The organism is Herbaspirillum sp. WKF16, from assembly GCF_028993615.1.
Lineage (GTDB): Bacteria > Pseudomonadota > Gammaproteobacteria > Burkholderiales > Burkholderiaceae_D > Herbaspirillum.
In genome coordinates, this window is the sequence record NZ_CP118632.1 from 1,225,822 (window position 1) to 1,245,864 (window position 20,043).

18 protein-coding genes are annotated in these 20,043 nt (G+C 69.0%); 9 read left to right on the forward strand and 9 right to left on the reverse strand.

What is annotated here, in order from left to right; genetic code table 11:
* Positions 1–43: 43 nt before the first annotated feature.
* Genes Herbaro_RS05480 through Herbaro_RS05500 form a run of 5 tightly spaced genes read right to left on the reverse strand, consistent with a single transcriptional unit; the run spans position 44 to position 3,484 of the window.
* Complete coding sequence (locus Herbaro_RS05480; RefSeq protein ID WP_275012822.1) at positions 44–931, reverse strand: HD-GYP domain-containing protein; 888 nt, start codon at positions 929–931, stop codon at positions 44–46.
* Complete coding sequence (locus Herbaro_RS05485) at positions 928–1,506, reverse strand: chlorite dismutase family protein (protein WP_275012823.1); 579 nt, start codon at positions 1,504–1,506, stop codon at positions 928–930. The genes Herbaro_RS05480 and Herbaro_RS05485 overlap by 4 nt, the downstream gene beginning before the upstream one ends.
* Positions 1,507–1,525: 19 nt before the next feature.
* Positions 1,526–2,167, reverse strand: coding sequence for a DUF1109 domain-containing protein (locus Herbaro_RS05490; RefSeq protein WP_275012824.1), 642 nt, complete (start codon positions 2,165–2,167; stop codon positions 1,526–1,528).
* Positions 2,168–2,169: 2 nt separating this feature from the next.
* On the reverse strand, positions 2,170–2,811 hold the full coding sequence (locus Herbaro_RS05495) for a sigma-70 family RNA polymerase sigma factor (RefSeq protein ID WP_446719308.1): 642 nt from the start codon (positions 2,809–2,811) through the stop codon (positions 2,170–2,172).
* Positions 2,812–2,827: 16 nt separating this feature from the next.
* Complete coding sequence (locus Herbaro_RS05500; protein WP_275012825.1) at positions 2,828–3,484, reverse strand: DUF1109 domain-containing protein; 657 nt, start codon at positions 3,482–3,484, stop codon at positions 2,828–2,830.
* Between the two features lie 210 nt (positions 3,485–3,694).
* Between Herbaro_RS05500 and Herbaro_RS05505 the strand changes: the two genes are divergently transcribed.
* From Herbaro_RS05505 to Herbaro_RS05530, 6 genes are read left to right on the forward strand one after another with little or no spacing between them, the layout of a single operon-like run.
* Entirely contained in the window at positions 3,695–3,973 is a 279-nt protein-coding gene (locus Herbaro_RS05505) for a BufA1 family periplasmic bufferin-type metallophore (protein WP_275012826.1), read from the forward strand.
* A gap of 14 nt (positions 3,974–3,987) precedes the next feature.
* Positions 3,988–4,839, forward strand: coding sequence for an MNIO family bufferin maturase (gene bufB / locus Herbaro_RS05510; RefSeq protein WP_275012827.1), 852 nt, complete (start codon positions 3,988–3,990; stop codon positions 4,837–4,839).
* A complete protein-coding gene (locus tag Herbaro_RS05515) occupies positions 4,836–5,582 on the forward strand; it encodes an HvfC/BufC N-terminal domain-containing protein (protein ID WP_275012828.1) in 747 nt (248 codons plus the stop codon). The genes bufB and Herbaro_RS05515 overlap by 4 nt, the downstream gene beginning before the upstream one ends.
* A gap of 29 nt (positions 5,583–5,611) precedes the next feature.
* Positions 5,612–6,070, forward strand: coding sequence for a DoxX family protein (locus Herbaro_RS05520; RefSeq protein WP_446719327.1), 459 nt, complete (start codon positions 5,612–5,614; stop codon positions 6,068–6,070).
* Positions 6,071–6,087: 17 nt separating this feature from the next.
* Positions 6,088–7,716: a methyl-accepting chemotaxis protein gene (locus Herbaro_RS05525; RefSeq protein ID WP_275012830.1), complete on the forward strand. Its 1,629-nt coding sequence runs from the start codon at positions 6,088–6,090 to the stop codon at positions 7,714–7,716.
* Positions 7,717–7,727: 11 nt separating this feature from the next.
* Positions 7,728–9,044, forward strand: coding sequence for a tetratricopeptide repeat protein (locus Herbaro_RS05530; RefSeq protein ID WP_275012831.1), 1,317 nt, complete (start codon positions 7,728–7,730; stop codon positions 9,042–9,044).
* Positions 9,045–9,141: 97 nt separating this feature from the next.
* Here the strand turns inward: Herbaro_RS05530 and Herbaro_RS05535 are convergent, their stop codons facing one another.
* The 4 genes from Herbaro_RS05535 to Herbaro_RS05550 all read right to left on the reverse strand — a co-directional run bounded on the left by Herbaro_RS05535 (position 9,142) and on the right by Herbaro_RS05550 (position 14,102).
* Positions 9,142–11,592, reverse strand: coding sequence for a TonB-dependent siderophore receptor (locus tag Herbaro_RS05535; RefSeq protein WP_275012832.1), 2,451 nt, complete (start codon positions 11,590–11,592; stop codon positions 9,142–9,144).
* An 86-nt stretch (positions 11,593–11,678) separates the two neighbouring features.
* Complete coding sequence (locus Herbaro_RS05540) at positions 11,679–12,677, reverse strand: FecR domain-containing protein (protein WP_275012833.1); 999 nt, start codon at positions 12,675–12,677, stop codon at positions 11,679–11,681.
* Positions 12,678–12,681: 4 nt separating this feature from the next.
* A complete protein-coding gene (locus Herbaro_RS05545) occupies positions 12,682–13,188 on the reverse strand; it encodes a sigma-70 family RNA polymerase sigma factor (RefSeq protein ID WP_275013968.1) in 507 nt (168 codons plus the stop codon).
* Positions 13,189–13,427: 239 nt separating this feature from the next.
* Positions 13,428–14,102, reverse strand: coding sequence for a TetR/AcrR family transcriptional regulator (locus Herbaro_RS05550; RefSeq protein ID WP_275012834.1), 675 nt, complete (start codon positions 14,100–14,102; stop codon positions 13,428–13,430).
* Between the two features lie 209 nt (positions 14,103–14,311).
* Here Herbaro_RS05550 and Herbaro_RS05555 point away from each other — a divergent pair, with 209 nt between their 5' ends.
* The 3 genes from Herbaro_RS05555 to Herbaro_RS05565 are packed head-to-tail and all read left to right on the forward strand — an operon-like array spanning position 14,312 to position 20,021.
* A complete protein-coding gene (locus Herbaro_RS05555; RefSeq protein ID WP_446719328.1) occupies positions 14,312–15,403 on the forward strand; it encodes an efflux RND transporter periplasmic adaptor subunit in 1,092 nt (363 codons plus the stop codon).
* On the forward strand, positions 15,400–18,555 hold the full coding sequence (locus tag Herbaro_RS05560) for an efflux RND transporter permease subunit (RefSeq protein WP_275012835.1): 3,156 nt from the start codon (positions 15,400–15,402) through the stop codon (positions 18,553–18,555). The genes Herbaro_RS05555 and Herbaro_RS05560 overlap by 4 nt, the downstream gene beginning before the upstream one ends.
* Positions 18,555–20,021 (forward strand): efflux transporter outer membrane subunit, encoded by a 1,467-nt coding sequence (locus Herbaro_RS05565; RefSeq protein WP_275012836.1) that lies wholly within the window; start codon positions 18,555–18,557, stop codon positions 20,019–20,021. Before Herbaro_RS05560 ends, Herbaro_RS05565 begins: the two co-directional genes overlap by 1 nt.
* The last annotated feature ends 22 nt before the right edge of the window (positions 20,022–20,043 follow it).

Below are 20,043 nucleotides of genomic sequence, written 5' to 3' on the forward strand. Positions count from 1 at the left end.
GCATGCGCCAGGCTCGCGCCGAAAGCTGGCGACGATGCGCCTGCTACCCGAGCGCGGTCAGGTTCTCGCCGACCAGCCGGCCGATCAGGCTGGTGTCGGGCGATGCCGCCAGCGCGCGGGCGGTGTTTTGCTTGCCGGTGGCCAGCAGGCCGCCGGCCGGCGCGATCGTGTATTCGCTGTGGCAGGCGGGGCAGTAGAGGGTGTCGCCGGCTTGCGCCTGGCGCGGGCGCACGACGATGGGGCCGCAGGCGCCGCAGCGCTCCAGCGGAATGCCCTCGTCGCTGTGCCCGACGATATGCGCCAGTTCCGGGTTGTCGGCCAGGGCGATGAAAAGGGCGCCGAGCCGCGCGTCGAACTGGCGGCCGAGTTCGCTTTCGATGATGCCCATGGCCCGCGCGATCGGCATGCCGGCGCGGTAGGGACGGGTGCTGGTCATGGCGTCGAAGGCGTCGCAGATGCCGACGATGCGGGCGACCAGCGGAATCTCCTCGCCGCGCCTGCCGAACGGATAGCCGCGTCCGTCCGGCGTCTCGTGGTGCAGCAGGACGGCATCCTCGGCCAGCGCCGCCAGCGGATGGCCGGCCAGCATGCGCAGGCCGATTTCCGGATGGGTCTTGATCACCTCGTACTCGGCGTCGTCCAGTTTGGATTTCTTGCCGAGCACGGCATCGGGAATGCCGATCTTCCCCAGGTCGTGCAGGAAGGCGCCGATGGCAATGCGCGCGACCTGCCCGGCATCGAGCCCGGCGGCCTGGGCCAGCAAGCGCGACAGGCGCGCCACGCGCCACAGGTGGCCGCCGGTATACGGGTCGCGCGCCTCCACCGCCCAGGCCAGCAGGAACAGGCTGGACAGGAGTTTCTCGTCGCGTTGCGCGTCGCCGCCGGGCGAGGTCTTGCGCCTGGCGCGCGGCCACAGGGAAAGCAGGTTCATGCGGGGTCTCCATTTGCATTGTTGCCGGGCCTGGCCAGGCGGATATCGACTTCACGCTCGACGAAGCGCCACTCGGCGCTTTGCCGCAGCCGCGCGACCAGCTCTTCAAAGGCGGCGGCATCGGCCGGCGCATATTCGAACCAGGTCAGGAAGTCGAAGGGCTGGCCCAGTTCGCGCGCGTGATACAGGCGGCGCGACACCGCCGGCAGGTAGTCGAAGCCGATGGCGATGTGGCGCGATTGTTCTTCCATGATGGCGCGGCGCTCGTCCTGCGCCAGCGCCCACCAGTGCGCGCTCTTGCGGATCGGGATCAGCGCCGCCCGGGTGGCTCGCGGCCGGCCCAGGCCTTGCTGGATGGCGGCGAGCCGGTCTGCTTCCTGGCGGGTGGTGTAGCGCGTATTGCTGGTGATGCCCTGGAGTTGCCAGCTTGCGCCGGCCTCCGATGCGGCGTGGCGCGCGTCGGCTATTGCGAGGCGCGATGCGGGCGCCAGCGGCTCGCCGCTGACCGGCGCGATGCGTTCGATCTGCCAGTCGCCGGCGGCGCCGGCGATGAAGCGGGTATGGATGAGGGACACCGACGATTCTCCGAAAAACTTACCAGCGCAGCAGGCGCGGGCCCAGCAGCAGGCCGGCCGCGGCAGGGATGAGCATGCCCAGGAAATACCACAGCCCCCAGAACGGCACGCCCATCTCCGGGCAGTGCAGGCAATACACCATGGTGGCGACGGCGCCTGCCAGCAGGCCGGCCACGGCGCCGGCCAGGCGCAGCCGGGTAGGCGCCATCGCGCGCACGGCCCAGACGATGGCGGCGCACAGCGGCAGCGACAGCAGGGCGATATTGAAGGGGCAGCTGCGCCAGGTAAATCCCATCAGTAGCGGCAGGCGTTCGGCGGCCGGCGCCACCGCCAGCACGAGCGCGCCGGCGAGCCAGATCGCCAGGCTCGGGGCGGCGATGCCGGCCCAGTTGGCGCCGACCCGCTGGCCGGGGCGCAACAGGCGGCGCAGCACCAGCAGCGAACCGGCCGCCAGCGTGGTGGGGAAGGCCAGCTTGATCCAGAACAACGGCGCCCACAACATCGCCTTCAGGTCAGGGCGCAGCCCGTAGATCAGCAACAGCAGCGCCAGCGAGCCGGCGCTGCCCAGCGCCAGCGCCTGCGCCATGCGCCGCAGGGGCAGGCGACGGTCCACCGGCGCGACGCCGGCGGCCATCATCGATATCAGGTCATCGGTTTTCATGATTACAGCTTCTCCCGGATTTTGGCGGCCAGCGCCTTGAGGCCGCGGTGGATGCCGACCTTCACCGCCGATTCGCTCATGCCGGTCAGTGCGGCGGTTTCCGCCACCGACATGCCCTCCAGCTTGACGTGCACGATCGGCAGGCGCTGGCGGTCGGGCAACTGTTCCAGCAGCGCGCCGACATCGCGGCGGGCCTGCGCCGGCTCCTCGTCGCAGGCGGCGAACAGCTCGTGCTCGTCGTCCAGCGGATCGTTGAAGGCCTCGCGGCGCGAGCGCGCGCGCAGGAAGTCCATCAGCTTGTAGCGCGCGATGGCGTGCACCCATGCCGTCAGCGGCTGGTCGGCGCGGTAGGTGTGGCGCGCGTTGTGCACGGCCAGCAGGGTTTCCTGGACGATGTCCTCGACTTCGTCCTGCATGTGCTGCAGCCGCTTGCGCAGGAAGGCGCGCAGGCGGCCGCTGAGTTCGGAGAGGAAGTCGCGATAGGCGACGGCGTCGCCGTCCAGCCCGGCCAGCAGCAGCGCGCGCAGGCGCTCCTCGGTCGGGTGCGCGGGCTCCTTGCCGGCCAGCGGCGTCATCGAACGGCCGGCCGCGCCGTCGTGGAAGGCGGACAATTCATGGGCGAATAACGGTTGGCTATCGGTCATGGCGCGTGCCGTCGGTTTACCAGCGCAGCAGCACGGGGCCGGACAAGGCGCCCAGCAGGGTCGGGCCCAGCACGCCCAGCACGTACCAGATGCCCCAGAACGGCGGCGCCATTTCCACGCAATAGAGTGAATAGACTAGCACGCCCTGCGCGCCCGCCACCAGGCCGGCGATGGCGCCGGCGGCCATCAGCCGGGTCGGCGCCCGGCCGCGCATGAACCAGAACATGGCCGCCAGCGTCGGCAGCGAGAGCAAGGCGACGTTTCCCGAGCAGACTTCCCAGGTGCTGCCCAGCAGCAGTTCCAGCCGCTGCGAAGGCGGCGCCAGCGCCAGCCAGCCGGCGCCGGCCAGCCACAGCGCCGCCGGCGGCAGCAGCAGGGCGGCGGCCGGCCCCAGGCCGATGCGCACGCCCGGCCTTGCCAGCCGCGCGGCCGTGGCCTGCGCCGCCAGCAGCACGGCCAGCGGGAACGAGACCTTGAGCCAGAACAGCGGCTGCAACAGCAGCGCCGGCATGTCGCTGCGCACGCCGTAGATCACGGCCAGCAGCAGCGCCGAACCGCCCAGGCCGGCCGCCAGCGCCAGGGCCATGCGCGCGCCGTCGCCGCCGGCCGGGCGTTTGCCGCCCGGGCCGCCGGTGCCTGCCGCCAGCATGTCCACCAATTCCATTGTCTTCATGGTTGCCCTCTTTATCCCTCGGTGCGCGCAGCGCGCTTTATTCCTTATTCGCCGGTCGGGCCGATCCGGTTACAGCATGCGCAAAAAATATTTCCCGGCGATGCCTGTAACCGGGACGCCCGGCCCGGCGAAATAACTTGCAGACCGGCAGCAAACCAGCCGCCGGCCGCATCCACTTTCAACCTGTTCAATTTTTCAAGGAGCCGCACCATGAATACCCGTATCGTCGCTACCGCCGCCTTCACCCTCGCCACCCTGGCCTCGGGCGTGGCCATGGCGCAAAACCAGCAACCCGCCGCCAAGACCGCCGTCGAGAAGTGCTACGGCGTTTCCATGGCCGGCCAGAACGACTGCAAGGCCGGCGAAGGCACCACCTGCGCCGGCACCGCCACGATGGACTACCAGGGCAATGCCTGGAAGAACGTCCCGGCCGGCACCTGCGCCTCGATCAAGACCCCGCGCGGCATGGGTTCGCTCAAGCCCTTCTGAGGCGGAACGCGCACATGAACGCAGCGCCTTTGGCCGCCGGCCTCGGCCTCAAGCCCCAGCATTTCGACGCGGCGTTGTCCTGCGCCGCGCCGGGCTTGTGGTTCGAGGTCCATCCGGAGAACTACCTGATGGATGGCGGCCCGCGGCTGGCCTGGCTGGAGGCGGTGCGCAGCCGCCATCGGCTGGCGCTGCACGGCGTCTCGCTGTCGCTGGCCGGGCCGGACGCGCCCGACCCGGTCCATTTGCGGCGGCTGGCCGCGCTGGCCGCGCGCATCGAGCCGGCGCTGGTGTCCGAGCACCTGGCCTGGTCGCGCGCCGACGGCCGTTACTTCCCCGACCTGCTGCCGGTGCCGCGCACCGGCGCCACGCTGGCGCGGCTGGCGGCCAATATCGCGCGCACGCAGGATGCGCTCAGGCGCCGCATCGCGCTGGAAAATCCTTCGCATTACCTGCGCATGGATGGCCATGAATGGAGCGAGCCCGAGTTCCTGCGCGAGCTGGTGCGCCGCACCGGCTGCGGCCTGCTGGTGGACGTCAACAACGTGCACGTCAGCGCGGCCAACCTGGGCCTCGATGCCCAGGCCTATCTTGAGCAACTGCCGGCCGAGGCCATCGAGGAGATCCACCTGGCCGGCCACAGCAGCGACGCCGGCCTGCCCGGCCTGCTGGTCGACTCGCACGACGCCGCAGTGGCGCCGGCGGTCTGGGACCTGTACCGCGGGCTGGTGGCGCGCATCGGTCCGCGCCCGACGCTCATCGAGCGCGACGGCAAGCTGCCCGGCTTCGACGAGCTGCTGGCCGAACGCGACATCGCGCAGGGGATCCTCGACGGCTTGGACTCCACGCACCGGGAGCGCGCAGCGTGAACGACCACGATTACTACCGCGCGTTCCTGCACGCCGTATGGCATGACCGCAGCGCCGATCCGCTGGTGGCGTCGCTGCTGGCGCAGCCGGCTTTCGCGGTCTACCGCAATACGATTTTCAAGGGCTGCGTGGATGCCCTCGCGGCCAACTATCCGGCGGTGCAGCGGCTGGTCGGCGCGCAGTGGTTCCAGGGCGCGGCGCTGGCCTACGCGCGCCGGAACATGCCGCAGGATGCCAGCCTGATCGCCTATGGCGATGGCTTTGCGGCGTTCCTCTCCGGCCTGGAGGAGGCAAGCGAGTTGCCTTACCTGGCCGGCGTGGCGGCGCTGGATCGCTGTTGGACCGAAGCGCACCTGGCGGCCGACGACGCCGCGCTCGACGCCGCCGCCCTGCATGCCGCGCTGGCGGCCGGGCAGGACGTGCGACTGGTCCCGCACGCGGCGGCGCGCTGGCGCTGGGAGCCGGCGCATCCGGCGTATTCGATCTGGTCGGCCAATCGTGAAGCCGTCGAGACGCCGGATGAACTCGCCTGGCGCGCCGAGGGCGCGCTGCTGACCCGGCCCGTGGGCGAGGTGCGGTGGCAAGGCATCGGGCCCGGCGCGTGCCGTTTCCTCGACGCTTGCGGCGATGGCGCGGGCGTGGCCGCATCGGCCGCGCTGGCGCTGGAGGCCGAGCCCGGGCTGGACGTGGCCGCCATGCTTGGCGCGCTGCTGCAGGCGGGCGCCTTTACTTCCTTTCATTGATGGAGAACGACATGAACAAGCCTGGTCCGATGGATGCCGGCAAGCCGCCGCGCGTACCGCAATCCCTGTGGTCGCGCGGCGCCGGCCTGGCGCAGCACCTGATCGGCGACTCGCTGCTGGCGCTGGTGGCGCGGGGCGCGATCGCCGCCATCTTCTTTCTTTCCGGCCGCACCAAGGTCAGCGGTTTTCTTACGATCAAGGACGGCACCTACGCGCTGTTCCAGGAGGAGTACCGCTTGCCGCTGGTGCCGCCCGATCTCGCCGCTCACCTGGCAGCGTATGCCGAACACCTGTTCCCGCTGCTGCTGGTGCTGGGCCTGTTCACGCGCGGCGCCGCGCTGGCGCTGCTGGGCATGACGGCGGTGATCGAGATCTTCGTCTATCCGGATGCCTGGCCCACCCACCTGTCGTGGGCCGGCCTGCTGCTGTTGCTGGTGGCGCGCGGCGGCGGCGCCTGGTCGCTGGACCGCCGCCTGGGCATTCGCTGATCCGGGTGGGAGCGCGCATGTTCGCCAGACTGAAAATCCGCACCGGCCTGCTGCTGGTGCTGGGCATCTTCTCGCTCGCGCTGTGGTGCGCGGTGACCCTGGCCTGGAGTGGCGCACGCTCGGCGGCGCAGGCCGCAACCGCGCTGATCGACTTGTCGGAGCGGCGCATCCAGCCGTTGCACGACACCGAGCGCCTGTTCCTCGTCACCCTGCTCAACATGGACAACGCTTATATCAACCTGCTCAAGGGCGACGAGGTGAAGTCCAACGACTACACCCGCCGCGCCTCGGCCGCGCTGCAGGAGGCGAAGAAGACCTTCGACGCCTACCGTCGCGCGCCCGCGCCGCAGCCGATGGCCGATGCCGACGCCCCGCGCGTGGCCCAGGCCTACGAGGCTTATGCCAGGGTGCTCGGCCAGCGCGAGGTGGCGCTGTACGACGTCTCGCTGGACGATTACGCCGCGGCCACCGCCAGCGCCGAAGCGGCTGACCGCGCGTTCGCCGCGATCCTGCGCGAGGTGATCGGCCACGCCGAGGCGGTGCACGGGGAGCTGCGGCTGGCGTCCGAGCGGCGCTACGCCGTGGCTTCCTGGCTGGCGGCGGCGATGCTGGCCTGCTCGCTGTTGCTGGTCGGCCTGTACTGGATGCTGTTCGACCGCGTCCTGCTGCGGCCGCTGAAGGAGGCGGGCCGGCATTTCGAGCGCATCGCCGGCGGCGATCTCGGCACGCCGGTACGCGGCATCTCCGGCAACGAGATCGGCACGCTGCTGGCAGCGCTGGCGCGCATGCAGCATGGCCTGGCCGGCACCGTCGCGCGCATTCGCGACGCCACCGGCGACGTTCACCGCGGCGCCCGCGAGATCGCGCGCGGCAACGGCGAGCTGGCCCAGCGTACCGAACAGCAGGCGGCCGCCCTGGAGGAGACCGCCGCCACGCTGGAACAGCTGTCGTCGGCGGTGCGCAACAACGCCGAGAACGCCGGCCGCACCAACGAACTGGCGGCAGCGGCGGCGCGCGATGCCGAGCGCGGCGGCCAGGTGATGGGCGGCATCGCCGGCGCGATGGCGCAGGTGACGGCCAGCGCCGCGCGCATATCGGACATCGCCGGCGTGATCGACGGCATCGCCTTCCAGACCAATATCCTGGCGCTGAACGCCTCGGTGGAGGCGGCCCGCGCCGGCGCCCAGGGACGGGGCTTCGCCGTCGTTGCGGCGGAAGTGCGCTCGCTGGCGCTGCGCAGCGCGCAGGCGGCGCGCGAGGTCAAGGGCCTGATCTCGGATTCGATCGACTCGGTCGGCCAGGCGTCGGACCAGGTGGCGCAGGCCGATCGGGCCATCGGCCAGATCGTCGGATCGTTCAGCCAGGTCATGAAGACCGTCAACGAAATCGCTACCGCCACGCGCGAACAGGCCGAAGGCATCGGCCAGGTCAGCCGCACGCTGGTGGAGATGGATCGCTCCACCCAGCAGAACGCCGCGCTGGTCGAGCAGACCTCGGCGGCCGCCGCAGCCCTGACGACGCAGGCCGGCGCGCTGGCCGCATCGGTCGCCGTGTTCTCAGCGCCGGCGCCGGTGCCGGGAGATACGACGCGCATGGCCGCCGCAGCGGCGTTGCCATCGCAAACCGCGGCCCTGTTGCCGCACTGATTGGAGCCAGGATGTCGCATTCGGGAGAGTTGGAGCAGTTCATCGGACAGGCCTTCGAGGCCGCATTCGCGTCGCATGCCGCCGGCCGGCTGGATGAAGCCGAGCAAGAGTATCGCCTGTTGCTGGAACTGGACGAGGGCCACGCCGGCGCCATGCATTACCTGGGCATCCTGATGCACCAGCGCGGCAGGCATGACGAGGCGCTGGCGTACCTGTTGCGGGCGGGGGCGCTGGCGCCGCATGAGGCGGACTGGCGCAACGACCTGGGCAACGTGCTGTTCGCGCGCGAGCGCTTCGGCGAAGCCGCTGCCGCCTATCGCGAGGCGCTGGCGCTGCGTCCGGGCGACGCCCAACTGTGGAACAACTGCGGCGCCGCCCTGCGCGCCCAGGGGGCGGATGATGAGGCTACGCAGGCTTGCCTGCGCGCGCTGGAACTGGCCCCGGGGTTTGGCGCGGCCATGCTGCAGCTGGCCGAGCTATACGAGCGCGCCGGCGACCGCATGCAAGCTTCGCGTTACCAGTGCATGGCCTATGTGCTGCCGCCGCACGAGGGAAAGTCGCGCGAGATGCTGGGCATTTCGTACTACTTCCTGGGGCGTGTGGAGGAGGCTGCCCAGGTGTGCCGGCAATGGCTGGAAGAGGAACCCGGCAACCCGACCGCGCGGCATATGCATGCCGCCTATGCCGGCCTGCCGGCGGACTCGGCGGCGCCGGCCTACATCACCCGCCGCTTCGACGACTATGCCGACAGCTTCGACGCCAACCTGGTCACGCATCTCGGGTATCGCGGCCCGCAGGTGCTGGCCGGTTTGCTGGACGCCGCGCTGGGAAAAGACCGGCCATTGGCCGACGTGCTCGACGCCGGGTGCGGCACCGGCCTGTGCGCTCCGGCGCTGGCGCCGCGCGCACGCCGCCTGGACGGCATCGACCTGTCGGAAAACATGTTGCGGCATGCGGCCGCGCGCGCAAGCTATACCCATCTGGCCCAGGCCGAGGCGGCCGACTGGATGGAGGCGCGCCGGGCGCAGTACGACCTGGTGTCGGCCTGCGACGTGCTGATCTACTGCGGCCGGCTGGCGCGTTTCTTCGCGGCCGCGCGGCACGCGTTGCGCGCCGGCGGCCATTTCATCTTCACGGTGGAAGCCGCGCGGCAAGAATGCACGGACGGCTATTTCCTGCATCCCAGCGGCCGCTTCCGCCATCGGCGCGATTATGTGGAGGCAAGCTTGCGCGACGCCGGGCTTGAATTGATGGTCATGCGCGAGGAGAGCCTGCGCGTGGAAATGGGGCAGCCGGTGCCGGGGCTGGTGGTGCTGGCAAGGGCCTGAACCGCGGCAGCGCCGCTTGCCGTTGCGGTATGCGGCGAATCATGAAAAAGGCCACCGCATCGGAGGATGCGGTGGCCAAACTCGCTCAGGCTACGGATCAGAACCGGGTGGTCAGGCCCAGGCGCACCAGGCGCGGGGCGCCCGGCGTGATGTTGTTGTCACCGTTGGCGTTGGTCCAGTATTTCTTGTCGGTGATGTTCTCGATGTTCAGCTGGATCTGGGTGTCCTTGTTCAGGACGAAGTAGACGGCGCCGTCATAGCGCGTGTAGCTCGGCAGCTTCACCAGGTTGCTGGTGGAGGCGAACTGGTCGGCGACATGGATGATGCCCAGCGCCGCGCCCCATTGCGGCGTGAAGTCGTAGCGGTTCCACAGCGAGAAGGTGTGCTTGGGCACCATCGCCGCGACCGCGCCGTTCTGCGCCGTGCCGGAGGTGGTGGCGGTCAGCTTGGAGTCCTGGTAGGCATAGCCGCCCTTGATGCTCCACTGGCTGCTCACGTAGCCGCTCAGGCCCAGTTCGACGCCGTCGGTCTTCTGGCCGTCGGTCAACTGGTCGGCGATGCCGGTCAGCGGGTTGGTGACGGCGACGTTGTTGCGCTTGAGGCGATACAGCGCCACCGTGCCCAGCAGGTCGGGGCGGATTTCCCACTTGGCGCCGACCTCATAGTTGGTGAACTTCTCCGGCTTGAGGCCCTGGTTGACGTTGGACAGGCTGCTCAGCTGGTCGCCGCCGCGCGGGAAGTAGGCCACGCTGTAGTTGGCGTACAGCGAGACCGCTTCCACCGGCTTGAACACGAAGCCCAGGCGCGGCGAGACCAGGTTGTCGGAGCTGGAAAGGTCGCCGCCGGCGATGACCGCGCGGTTGCGGTTGTGGTAGTCCAGCGAGAAGCGGTCGAAGCGCACGCCGCCGATGATCTGGAACTGCTTGGACAGCTCCATCTGGTCCTGCACGTAGAGGCCGAAGATGTTGGCGTTGCTGGTGGCGTCGCGGTCGGAGGCGCTGGCGCCCAGCACGTAGTTGACCGGCAGGTTGGCCGAGGGATTGGCCAGGTTCACGCTGCCCGTGGTCGTGCCGTTGGCGAACACGCCGGTGGTGCGGAAGTAGTCGGTGTTTTGCTGGCCCAGTTCCATGCCCACCAGCATGCGGTGCTTGATGTCGCCGGTGCTGAGGTCGAAGTTCAGGTCGGTCTGGTTGAACAGGTTGCGACGCCACTGGTGGTTGTTGTAGGCCGTCACCGGAACCGCGCCTGTGGTGAGGTTCACCGCGCCGGCGTTGTAGTTCTGGTAGAACTTGTCGTAGGCCATGAAGCGGGTCTGGTTGGTCAGCTTCACGCCGGCGCCGAAGTCGTGGCTGATGATGGCGTTGACGCTGTCGGTCTTCAGCGAGATCGGGCGGCGATCGGCGCGCGGGTCGCCGAAGAAGGTCGAGACGTCGGTGTCGTAGGGGCGGCCGCGCAGCGAAGGAATGCCGCGGTCGGCGACGCGGTCGTCCTGGTAGTGCTCATAGCCCAGGGTGATGAGGGTGTCGGGGCCGGCCTTGATGCTCACGGTGGGGTTGATGCCCAGGCGCTCCAGGTTGAAGTTCTTCTGGTAGCCGTCGGAGTTCTCGTACATGGCCGCCACGCGCACGGCGACGTCGTCGTTGACGGCGTGGTCGATGTCGGCGGTGACGCGGCGGTTGTTGTAGGAACCGTAGGTGACGCTCAGTTCCTTGCTGTTGGACCAGTCGGCCTTCTTGGTGACGCGGTTGATCACGCCGCCCGAGCCGCCGCGGCCGAAGATCATTGCGTTGGGGCCGGTCAGCGCTTCCACCCGGTCGGTGTTGTAGAGGTCGCGGTAGTACTCGACGTCGTCGCGGATGCCATCGATGTAGAAGTCGCCCGAGGAGGCGTTGTTGCCGCGGATGATGGGGCTGTCGCGATTGCCTTCGCCGTTGGCCATGCCGATGCCCGGCACGTAGCGCATGGCGTCGGCCATGCTCTGCATGGCCTGGTCGCGGATGCTGTCGTGGGTGATGACGGAGACGGTCTGCGGGATGTCGCGGATGGGGGTGTCCGACTTGGTGGCGGTGGATGTGTTGCGGGCGACGTAGCCGGCCACCGCCTCGCGCTGGCCGACGATGGCCACCTGCGGCAGCGAGCCGGCCTCGCCCGCGGCGGCGGCGCTGCGCGCCAGGCCGTAGCCGGCGGCGCTTTGGGTGACGGTCAGGCCGGTGCCGGTGAGCAGCTTCTCGAAGCCGTCGCGGATGGCATAGTTGCCCTGCAGGCCGGGGCTGGTCTTGCCGGCGGTCAGGTTGCCGTCGACCGACAACAGGATGCCGGACTCGGTGGCGAAGCGACTCAGTACGCTGCTCAGGGAGCCGGCCGGGATGTTATAGGCGCGGATTGCCGCGCCGGCGGGTTCGGCGGCGCAGGCCGGTACGGCGGAGTACGCCAGCAGCGCGACCGGCAAGCTGGCGCAGGCCAGGTGAATGGCGCGGGCCAGGCGCTTGGCCTTGAATTGGCGATGCAGGCGGCCGGGCATGGCGCGGCCTTGGTTTGGTGCTGACATGATGTCCCTTTCTTGTTCGAGAGTTGTGCGGCTTTCACTAGGTATGCCAAGCAGCTCGAACAAATGGGGAACCTCGAAAAGCGAATTTATGCGGATTTTTTATTGATGGAGACCCACCAGCGCGCGTATTGCCTGACGGTAATGGGCAGGGTGGACTCCAGCGCGGCGAGGATGGCCGGCATATCGCGCACCGGGAAGGCGCCGACGATCCTGAGGTCGGCCACCTCCGGCGCGCAGCTGAGGATGCCGGCGTGGTAGCGGCCCAGTTCATCGATGAAATCGGCCAGTCGCATGTTGTCCGCGGCCAGGACGCCATGGATCCAGTCGCGGCGCAAGGTCTCGGCCGGCTGCATGGCGCCGGCGCCGGAGCGCGAGAAGGACATTTGCAGCCCGGCGTGGACGACCGGGCGCGCCTGCGCCGCATCGTCCCTGAGCGCGACTTCGACGGCGCCTTCGAAGACGGCGACGTTGACCACGCCATCCTCGCCGCGCACGGTGAATTGCGTGCCCAGCGGGCGCAGGTTGCCCTGCTCGGTGGTCACCACGAACGGCCGGGCGGGGGACTGGCGGTCGGCAGCGGTCTTGATCAGTATCTCGCCCGAGCGCAGGCTGACTTGGCGCAGCGCGCCGCCGTAGTCGACGTCGATTGCGGTCTCGGTGTTGAGCCAGATCTCGGTGCCGTCGGCCAGGATGAGTTGTCGTTGCTCGCCCACGCCGGTGCGGTGCCCGGCGAAGAGGGTCGAGGCCATGCGGCTGCGCGAGGCAAGCAAGGCGCCCACGCCGACGGCGCAGAGCGCGCCCAGCAGCTTGAGCGTCTGGCGGCGCTGCTTGCCGGAGACCGCGGCCAGCGCGTGGTTGGCCGCGCGCGCGTTCAATGCATGAGGCATCGCCCCGAACTTGCTGCTGATATTCATGACCCGTTCCCAGGCGCTGCGGTGCGAGGGATCGGCCAGCATCCAGGCGTTCCACCTGCGCATGTCTTCGTCGCTGACGCTGTCGGCATGCATGATGGAGTACCACTCGGCGCTGGCTTCCAGCACGCCGTGGGCGTCCTTGCGCAGGACGCGGGAGGAGTCGCCGCTCATGCGCCTAGACCTGCAGTTCCAGGCACACCAGCATGGCCTGCGCCATGTACTTCTTGACCATGCGCTCGGATACCTCCAGTTCGACGGCGATTTGCGCGTAGGTGAGGCCTTCGAGATGGGACAGCAGGAAGGCCGTGCGCGCCTTGACCGACAGGCGACCCAGCAGGCGGTCGATCTCCTGCAGGCCTTCCAGCACGACGGCCTTGTCTTCTTCCGAGGGCAGCATGGCGTCGGGGAAGACCGCCAGCGCCTCCAGGTAGGCGCGCTCCAGGTCTTGCCTGCGCCAGTGGTTCACCAGCAGCGAATGCGCGATGGTGCGCAGGTAGGCCTGCGGCTCGCGCAGCGCTTCCAGGTCGCGCTTGAGGATCACCCGCAGGAACGTGTCCTGCGCCAGGTCGGCGGCATTGGAGGCGCATCCCAGCTTCTTGCGCAGCCATTCCACCAGCGGGCCGTGATGGGATGTGTACAAGTCTTCGACGGAAATGCGCAAACAGGGATCTGCGGCGGGCATGGTTGCCATGGTGGCGGTGCTTGGCGTGTAAGTTGGTATTTTTAATGAGAACTATTTTTAATACACTGTAAAACGGAATGATTGTCATTACAATCAAAATGTAAAGATGTGTTGGAAAAAGAGAAAAGGAGGGAGGGGCAGGAGGAGGCGAGGGTGCGCTGTCCCCGTCGATCATGGCGCGGGGAGCCGGCTGCAGGCATGCTCGCCGGAAGCGGCGATGCCGGCATGAAGAGGTCGCGTCAGGCTTTCTTCTTGCGCGCGGCGGTTTTCTTCGGCGCGGGAGCGGGGGCGGGCGCAGCCGCAGGCATCGCGATCGAGGCTTTCAGGAACCAAGACAGCACCGACTCCGCCGTCTTGCCGTCGACCATGTCCGGCGCGCAGCGGTGCGAGAAGCTTACGCCTTCGCACAGGGCCATCAGGCCGATGGCGATCTCGCGCGGCGGCGCCGCCGGGGCGGTGCCGGTCAGGCGCGAATAGGCTTCGACGAATCCGGCGATCTGGAGATAGCGCTCTTCCAGGAAACGATTGAGCTCCACGCGGAATTTCTCGTCGCGCAAGGCGACGATGCGCGCTTCCATCCACAGCAGGCTGCACTTGTCGCCCTGATACAGTTGCGAATATTGCGCCGCGACTTCCTCGCGCAAGGCGACCGGGTCGCTGACCGGGCCGCTGAGCATGCGGTGAAATTCCTGGTCGATGCTTTCGCCCTCGCGGCGTAACAGTTCGAAGAACAACTGCGTCTTGTCGTCGAAATTGGAATAGAAGGCGCCGCGCGAGTATCCTGCGGCGGCGCTGATGTCCTCCACGCTGGCCAGCGGGAATCCCTTTTGCATGAAGACGGCGTGCGCCGAGTCCAGCAGGCGTTCCCTGGTCTGCTCCCGGCTTTGCTCGCGGCTGAGTCGTTGGCGTGTCATGAGGCGAATTTTATCACTCATGAATCCAAATACAAGGTTGCATCTGAATTCATAAACGTATTAGAATTCGAAAAATTCAATGCAGTTGCCATCGAGGATTCGGAGCGCGCGTCGATCCGGACACCCACTTCCCTGAAAGGAATGTCGTGAAGCTTGCCCTCCATCCCCGTTCGCGCAGCCAGCCTGCGCGCGCCCCCGGCGCGCCGCGCCTGACGCCGGCGCTGGCGTCGATCTCCGTGGTCCTGGCGCTGGCCGCCTGCAGCAAGCCCGCCCCGGTGGCCGAGGCCCCGCGCGAAGTGGTGGTGCTGCAGGCGCAGCAGCGCAGCGGCGCGCAGGCGCTGCACCTGCCGGGCGAGGTGCAGTCGCGCTTCGTGACGGCGATGTCCTTCCGCATCGCCGGCCAGTTGGTGGAGCGCCGCGTGCACCTGGGCGACGCCGTGCGCCGCGGCCAGGTGGTGGCGCGCCTCGATCCGGCCGACGCCGAACACAATGCGGCCAGCGCCCGCGCCGAACTGGAGTCGGCGCGCCAGCACCTGGAGGCGGCCGGGAAGCAATTCAAGCGCGATACCGAACAGGCGCGCGAAAACCTGATCAGTCCCCAGCAGCTGGAGCAAAGCCAGGACGCCTACGCCGCCGCGCAGGCCCAGTTCAAGGCGGCGCAGGCGCGTTCGGCGGTGGCCGGCAACCAGCGCGGCTACACCTCGCTGGTGGCCGAGCATGACGGCGTGATCAGCGCCGAGCAGGCCAATACCGGCGACGTGCTGTCGGCCGGCCAGCCGGTGTTCTCGCTGGCCTGGGCGGGCGCGGTGGACGTGGTCACCGAGGTGGCCGACAACCAGGTCGCGCGCATCCAGCCCGGCGCCGTCGCCTCCCTCACGCTGCCGGCGTTGCCGGGCAAGAGCTTCAGCGGTCGCGTGCGCGAGGTGAGCCCGGCGGCCGATCCGCAGAGCCGCACCTATCGCGTCAAGGTCACGCTGGACCAGCCCGACGCCGCGCTGCGCCTGGGCATGACCGGCGACGTCGTGATCCAACCCAAGGGCAATGACAACGCGCAGGTCATGGTGCTGCCCGCCACCGCCCTGTTCCACCAGGGCGACAAGCCCGCAGTGTGGATCGTCGGCGGCGACGGCAAGCTGCTGCTGCGTCCGGTGACGGTGGCCGCCTACGGCGAGCGCAGCATTTCGCTGGCGCAGGGCGTGGGGGCTGACGAGAAGGTGGTGGTGCAGGGCGTGCACACGCTCACCGTCGGCGAGAAGGTCAAGGCCATCGCGCCGCTGCACGCCGAGGACTTCGCACTATGAGCGCGCCCGGTTCCGACCGCTTCAACCTGTCGTCCTGGACCTTGCAGCACCAGGCGCTGGTGACCTTCATCCTGGCGCTGGTGACCCTGCTGGGCATCGGCTCCTATACCAAGCTCTCGCAATCGGAAGATCCGCCGTTCACCTTCAAGGTGATGGTGATCCAGACCGACTGGCCGGGCGCCACCGCGCGCCAGGTGCAGGAGCAGATCACCGACCGCATCGCGCGCAAGCTGCAGGAGACGCCCGACGTCGACTTCCTGCGCAGCTACTCGCGCCCGGGCCAGTCGCAACTGTTCTTCACCATCAAGGACACGGCGCCCGCCGCGCAGGTGCCCAAGACCTGGTACGAGGTGCGCAAGAAGGTCGGCGACATCGCGGCCACCTTGCCGCAGGGCGTGCATGGGCCTTACTTCAACGATGAGTTCGGCGACGTCTACACCAATATCTACGCGCTGGCCGGCGACGGCTTCTCGCCGGCGCAGCTGCGCGACTATGCCGACCAGCTGCGCGGCGAACTGCTGCGCGTGCCCGGCGTGGGCAAGATCGACTACTTCGGCGATCGCAACCAGCGCATCTACATCGATATCGGCAACGCCCGCATGACGCGCCTGGGCATCAGCCCGCAGCAACTGGCCGACGCCATCGGCGGGCAGAACGCGGTGGTGCCGGGCGGCCTGGTCACCACCGGCGACGACCGCGTCTACGTGCGGCCGACCGGCCAGTTCGACGACCTGCGCGCGCTCGAAGACAAGATCATCCACATCAACAACCGCAACTTCCGCCTGGGCGACATCGCCACCATCAGCCGCGGCTACGAGCAGCCGCAGGAACAGGAGATGCGCGCCGGCGGCAAGCCGGTGCTGGGCATCGGCGTGACCATGCAGCCCGGCGGCGACGTCATCCGCCTGGGGCAGGCGCTGGACACCCGCACCGAGGAGCTGCGCCGCCGCCTGCCAGCCGGGCTGACGCTGACGCCGGTCTCCAGCATGCCGCACGCGGTCGAGAAGTCGGTGGACGACTTCCTCGAAGCGGTGGCCGAGGCGGTCGCCATCGTGCTGGTGGTGAGCCTGGTGTCGCTGGGCATCCGCACCGGCATGGTGGTGGTGATCTCGATTCCCATCGTGCTGGCGGTCACTGCGCTGTTCATGTACATGTTCGACATCGGCCTGCACAAGGTCTCGCTGGGCACGCTGGTGCTGGCGCTGGGCCTGTTGGTGGACGACGCCATCATCGCCGTGGAGATGATGGCGGTGAAGCTGGAGCAGGGCTGGAACCGGCGCCGCGCGGCCGCTTTCGCCTACACCAGCACCGCCTTCCCGATGCTCACCGGCACGCTGGTGACGGTCTCCGGCTTCCTGCCGATCGCGCTGGCCAAGTCCGGCACCGGCGAATACACGCGCTCCATCTTCGAGGTCTCGGCGATCGCCTTGCTGCTGTCCTGGCTGGCGGCGGTGGTGCTGATCCCGCTCCTGGGCTATCACATGCTCAAGGAAAAGCCGGGCGCGCTCAGCGACGAGCAGATTGCCGCCAACCCGCACGCCGGCCATGACGAGGAAGACCACGACCATCCGATCTACCAGACCAAGATCTATACGCGCCTGCGCCGGATGGTGGCCTGGTGCGTGGCCTATCGCGGCCGCGTGGTGCTGGCCACCGCCTTGCTGTTCTTCGGTTCGCTGGCCGCCTTCGGGCTGGTGCCACAGCAGTTCTTCCCCAGTTCCGACCGGCCCGAGCTGTTGATCGACCTGCGCCTGCCGGAGCGCTCCTCCTTCGAGGCGACGCAACGCGAGGCGCTGCGCATGGAAGCGGTGCTCAAGGGCCGGCCGCAGATCGACCACGTGGTCAGCTTCGTGGGCACGGGCGCGCCGCGCTTCTACCTGCCGCTGGACCAGCAGCTGCCCAGCGCCAACTTCGCCCAGTTCGTGGTGACCGCCAAGTCGGTGGAAGACCGCGAGGCGCTGGCCCATGCCCTGGAAGAGCCGCTGCGCACCCAGTTCAGCGGCCTGCGCACCCGCCTCACGCGCCTGGAGAACGGGCCCCCGGTCGGCTTCCCGGTGCAGTTCCGCGTCAGCGGCGAGCAGATCCCCAAGGTGCGCGCGATCGCCGAGCAGGTGGCCGCCGAGATCCGCAAGGAGAGCCGCGCCACCAACGTGCAGTTCGACTGGGATGAGCCGGCCCAGCGCTCGGTGTCCTTCGAGATCGACCAGAAGCGCGCCGGCGAACTCGGTCTTACCTCGCAACAGGTGTCCAACTTCCTGGCCATGCAACTCTCGGGCTACACCGTGACCCAATACCGCGAACGCGACAAGCTGATCAGCGTCGACCTGCGCGCGCCGCGCAGCGAGCGCGTGGATCCGTCGCGCCTGGCCACGCTGTCCATGCCGACGGCCAACGGCCCGGTGCCGCTGGCCACGCTGGGCCACTTCCGCAACACGCTGGAATACGGCGTGATCTGGGAGCGCGACCGCCAGCCCACCATCACCGTGCTGGCCGACGTGCACGCCGGCGTGCAAGGCATCGACGTCACCAATACGGTGAACCAGAAGCTCGACGCCCTGCGCGCCGAGCTGCCGGTGGGCTATCGCATCGACGTCGGCGGCCCGGTGGAGGAGAACGCCAAGGCGCAGTCCTCGATCTCGGCGCAGATGCCGCTGATGGTGATTGCCGTGCTGCTGCTGCTGATGGTGCAGCTGCAAAGCTTCGGCCGCACCATGATGGTGGTGATGACCGCGCCGCTGGGCCTGATCGGCGTGGTAGGCGCGCTGCTGCTGTTCCACCAGCCGTTCGGTTTCGTCGCCATGCTGGGCACCATCGCCATGCTGGGCATCATCATGCGCAACTCGGTGATCCTGGTGGACCAGATCGAGCAGGACATCGCCGCCGGCCGCGGCCGCTTCGACGCCATCGTCGGCGCCACGGTGCGCCGCTTCCGCCCGATCACGCTGACCGCGGCGGCCGCCGTGCTGGCGCTGATCCCGCTGTTGCGCAGCAACTTCTTCGGGCCGATGGCCACCGCCCTGATGGGCGGCATCACCATCGCCACCGTGCTGACCCTGTTCTACCTGCCGGCGCTGTACGCGCTGTGCTACCGGGTCAAGACCAATGAAACCCACCATGCCGCCGACGTCGCCGGCGCGCAAGGGAGCCACTGATGCTGACACCTGAATCGTTCAAGCCGCGGCGCCTGGCCTGGCTGGCCGCGCTCACCTTGTCGGGCTGCGCCCTCGGCCCCAGCGGCGACGCGCCGGCCGTGCCGCAGCCGGCGCACTACGCGGTCGAGGCCACGCCGCCGGCCATCGGCCCGGATGGCGCCCGCCAGCAGTTCGTGCTGGGCCAGCGCGCGGTGCCGCGCTGGTGGCAGGCGTATGGTTCGCCCGAGCTGTCGGCCTGGGTGGATGAGGCGCTCAAGAACAACCATTCGCTGGCGCAGGCCGAGCACAGCCTGGCCGGCGCCAAGGAGCAGTTGCGCGGGCAGATCGACGAGTCGCTGTGGCCCACCGTCGACGCGGTCGGCCAGGCCACGCGCCAGCGCGCGCTGGGCTTGCCCACCATGGGGCCGCCGACCAACCTGTACAACGTCTTCGCCGGCGAGCTCAACGCCAGCTACACCTTCGACCTGTTCGGCGTGGAGCGCTACGCCAACTCGGCGCTGGCGGCCCAGGTGGACGCCCAGTCCTACCAGTTCGACGCGGCGCGCCGCACCTTGGCCGCCAATGTGGTGATCAGCGCCATCAACGCCGCCTCGCTGCGGGCGCAGGTGGCCAATACCGAGCGGCTGGTGGCGCTGGCCGATGCCGACGCCGGGGAATTGCAGCGGCGCGCGGCCATCGGCTCGGTGGCGGTCGACGACGTGCTGGCCGCCAAGGCCAACGCGCAGTCGCTGCGCGCCAGCCTGCCGGGGTTGAGGACGCAATGGCAGGCCGTGCGCCACGCGCTGGCGGTGCTGATGGGACGCACGCCCGACGCCGCGCCGGCCGACCTCGATATCGCGGTCCTGCAATTGCCGCAGAACGTCCCCCTGTCGGTGCCCTCGGACCTGCTTCGCCAGCGTCCCGACATCCTGGCCGCCGACGCCGCGCTGAAGGTGGCCGCGGCCGAGGAAGCGCTGGCCACGGCGGAGATGTTCCCCAGCCTGTCGATCAACGCCTCGTTCGGGCAATCCGGTTTCACCTGGCCCAAGGCCACCGGCGCGGCCGGCGCGGTGTGGGGCATCGGCGCCTCGATCACGCAGCCGATCTTCCACGGCGGCGCCCTGCGCGCGCGCCGGCGGGCCGCGCAGGAGGCCTACCTGGCCTCGGAGGACAATTACCGGCAGACCGTCCTGAACGCCTTCCAGAACGTGGCCGACAGCCTGACGGCGCTGACCCACGACGCCGACGCGCTGCAGGCCGCCTCCGCCGCGCGCGGCCACAGCGAACAGGGCTGGCGCAACGCGCAGCGGCGCATGGAACTGGGGGCCGCGCCGGCCAGCGCGGCGCGCGCGGGCGAGCGGCAATACCTCAATGCGCAGCTGGGCGAGATCCGCGCCACGGCGGCGCGGCTGGCCGATACCGCCACATTGTTCCAGGCCATGGGCGTGAGCATCGCGGCGCCGGCCAAAGGCGGGGAGAAGCACTGAGTAAGCGCTGAGGAAGCGCGGA

Bases quoted from the DNA above. Each gene is read 5' to 3' on its own strand.
- Herbaro_RS05480 (WP_275012822.1), bottom strand. From the start codon at position 931: ATGAACCTGCTTTCCCTGTGGCCGCGCGCCAGGCGCAAGACCTCGCCC.
- Herbaro_RS05490 (WP_275012824.1), bottom strand. From the start codon at position 2,167: ATGAAAACCGATGACCTGATATCGATGATGGCCGCCGGCGTCGCGCCG.
- Herbaro_RS05495 (WP_446719308.1), bottom strand. From the start codon at position 2,811: ATGACCGATAGCCAACCGTTATTCGCCCATGAATTGTCCGCCTTCCAC.
- Herbaro_RS05500 (WP_275012825.1), bottom strand. From the start codon at position 3,484: ATGAAGACAATGGAATTGGTGGACATGCTGGCGGCAGGCACCGGCGGC.
- Herbaro_RS05505 (WP_275012826.1), top strand. From the start codon at position 3,695: ATGAATACCCGTATCGTCGCTACCGCCGCCTTCACCCTCGCCACCCTG.
- bufB (WP_275012827.1), top strand. From the start codon at position 3,988: ATGAACGCAGCGCCTTTGGCCGCCGGCCTCGGCCTCAAGCCCCAGCAT.
- Herbaro_RS05520 (WP_446719327.1), top strand. From the start codon at position 5,612: ATGGATGCCGGCAAGCCGCCGCGCGTACCGCAATCCCTGTGGTCGCGC.
- Herbaro_RS05525 (WP_275012830.1), top strand. From the start codon at position 6,088: ATGTTCGCCAGACTGAAAATCCGCACCGGCCTGCTGCTGGTGCTGGGC.
- Herbaro_RS05530 (WP_275012831.1), top strand. From the start codon at position 7,728: ATGTCGCATTCGGGAGAGTTGGAGCAGTTCATCGGACAGGCCTTCGAG.
- Herbaro_RS05535 (WP_275012832.1), bottom strand. From the start codon at position 11,592: ATGTCAGCACCAAACCAAGGCCGCGCCATGCCCGGCCGCCTGCATCGC.
- Herbaro_RS05540 (WP_275012833.1), bottom strand. From the start codon at position 12,677: ATGAGCGGCGACTCCTCCCGCGTCCTGCGCAAGGACGCCCACGGCGTG.
- Herbaro_RS05545 (WP_275013968.1), bottom strand. From the start codon at position 13,188: ATGCCCGCCGCAGATCCCTGTTTGCGCATTTCCGTCGAAGACTTGTAC.
- Herbaro_RS05550 (WP_275012834.1), bottom strand. From the start codon at position 14,102: ATGACACGCCAACGACTCAGCCGCGAGCAAAGCCGGGAGCAGACCAGG.
- Herbaro_RS05560 (WP_275012835.1), top strand. From the start codon at position 15,400: ATGAGCGCGCCCGGTTCCGACCGCTTCAACCTGTCGTCCTGGACCTTG.
- Herbaro_RS05565 (WP_275012836.1), top strand. From the start codon at position 18,555: ATGCTGACACCTGAATCGTTCAAGCCGCGGCGCCTGGCCTGGCTGGCC.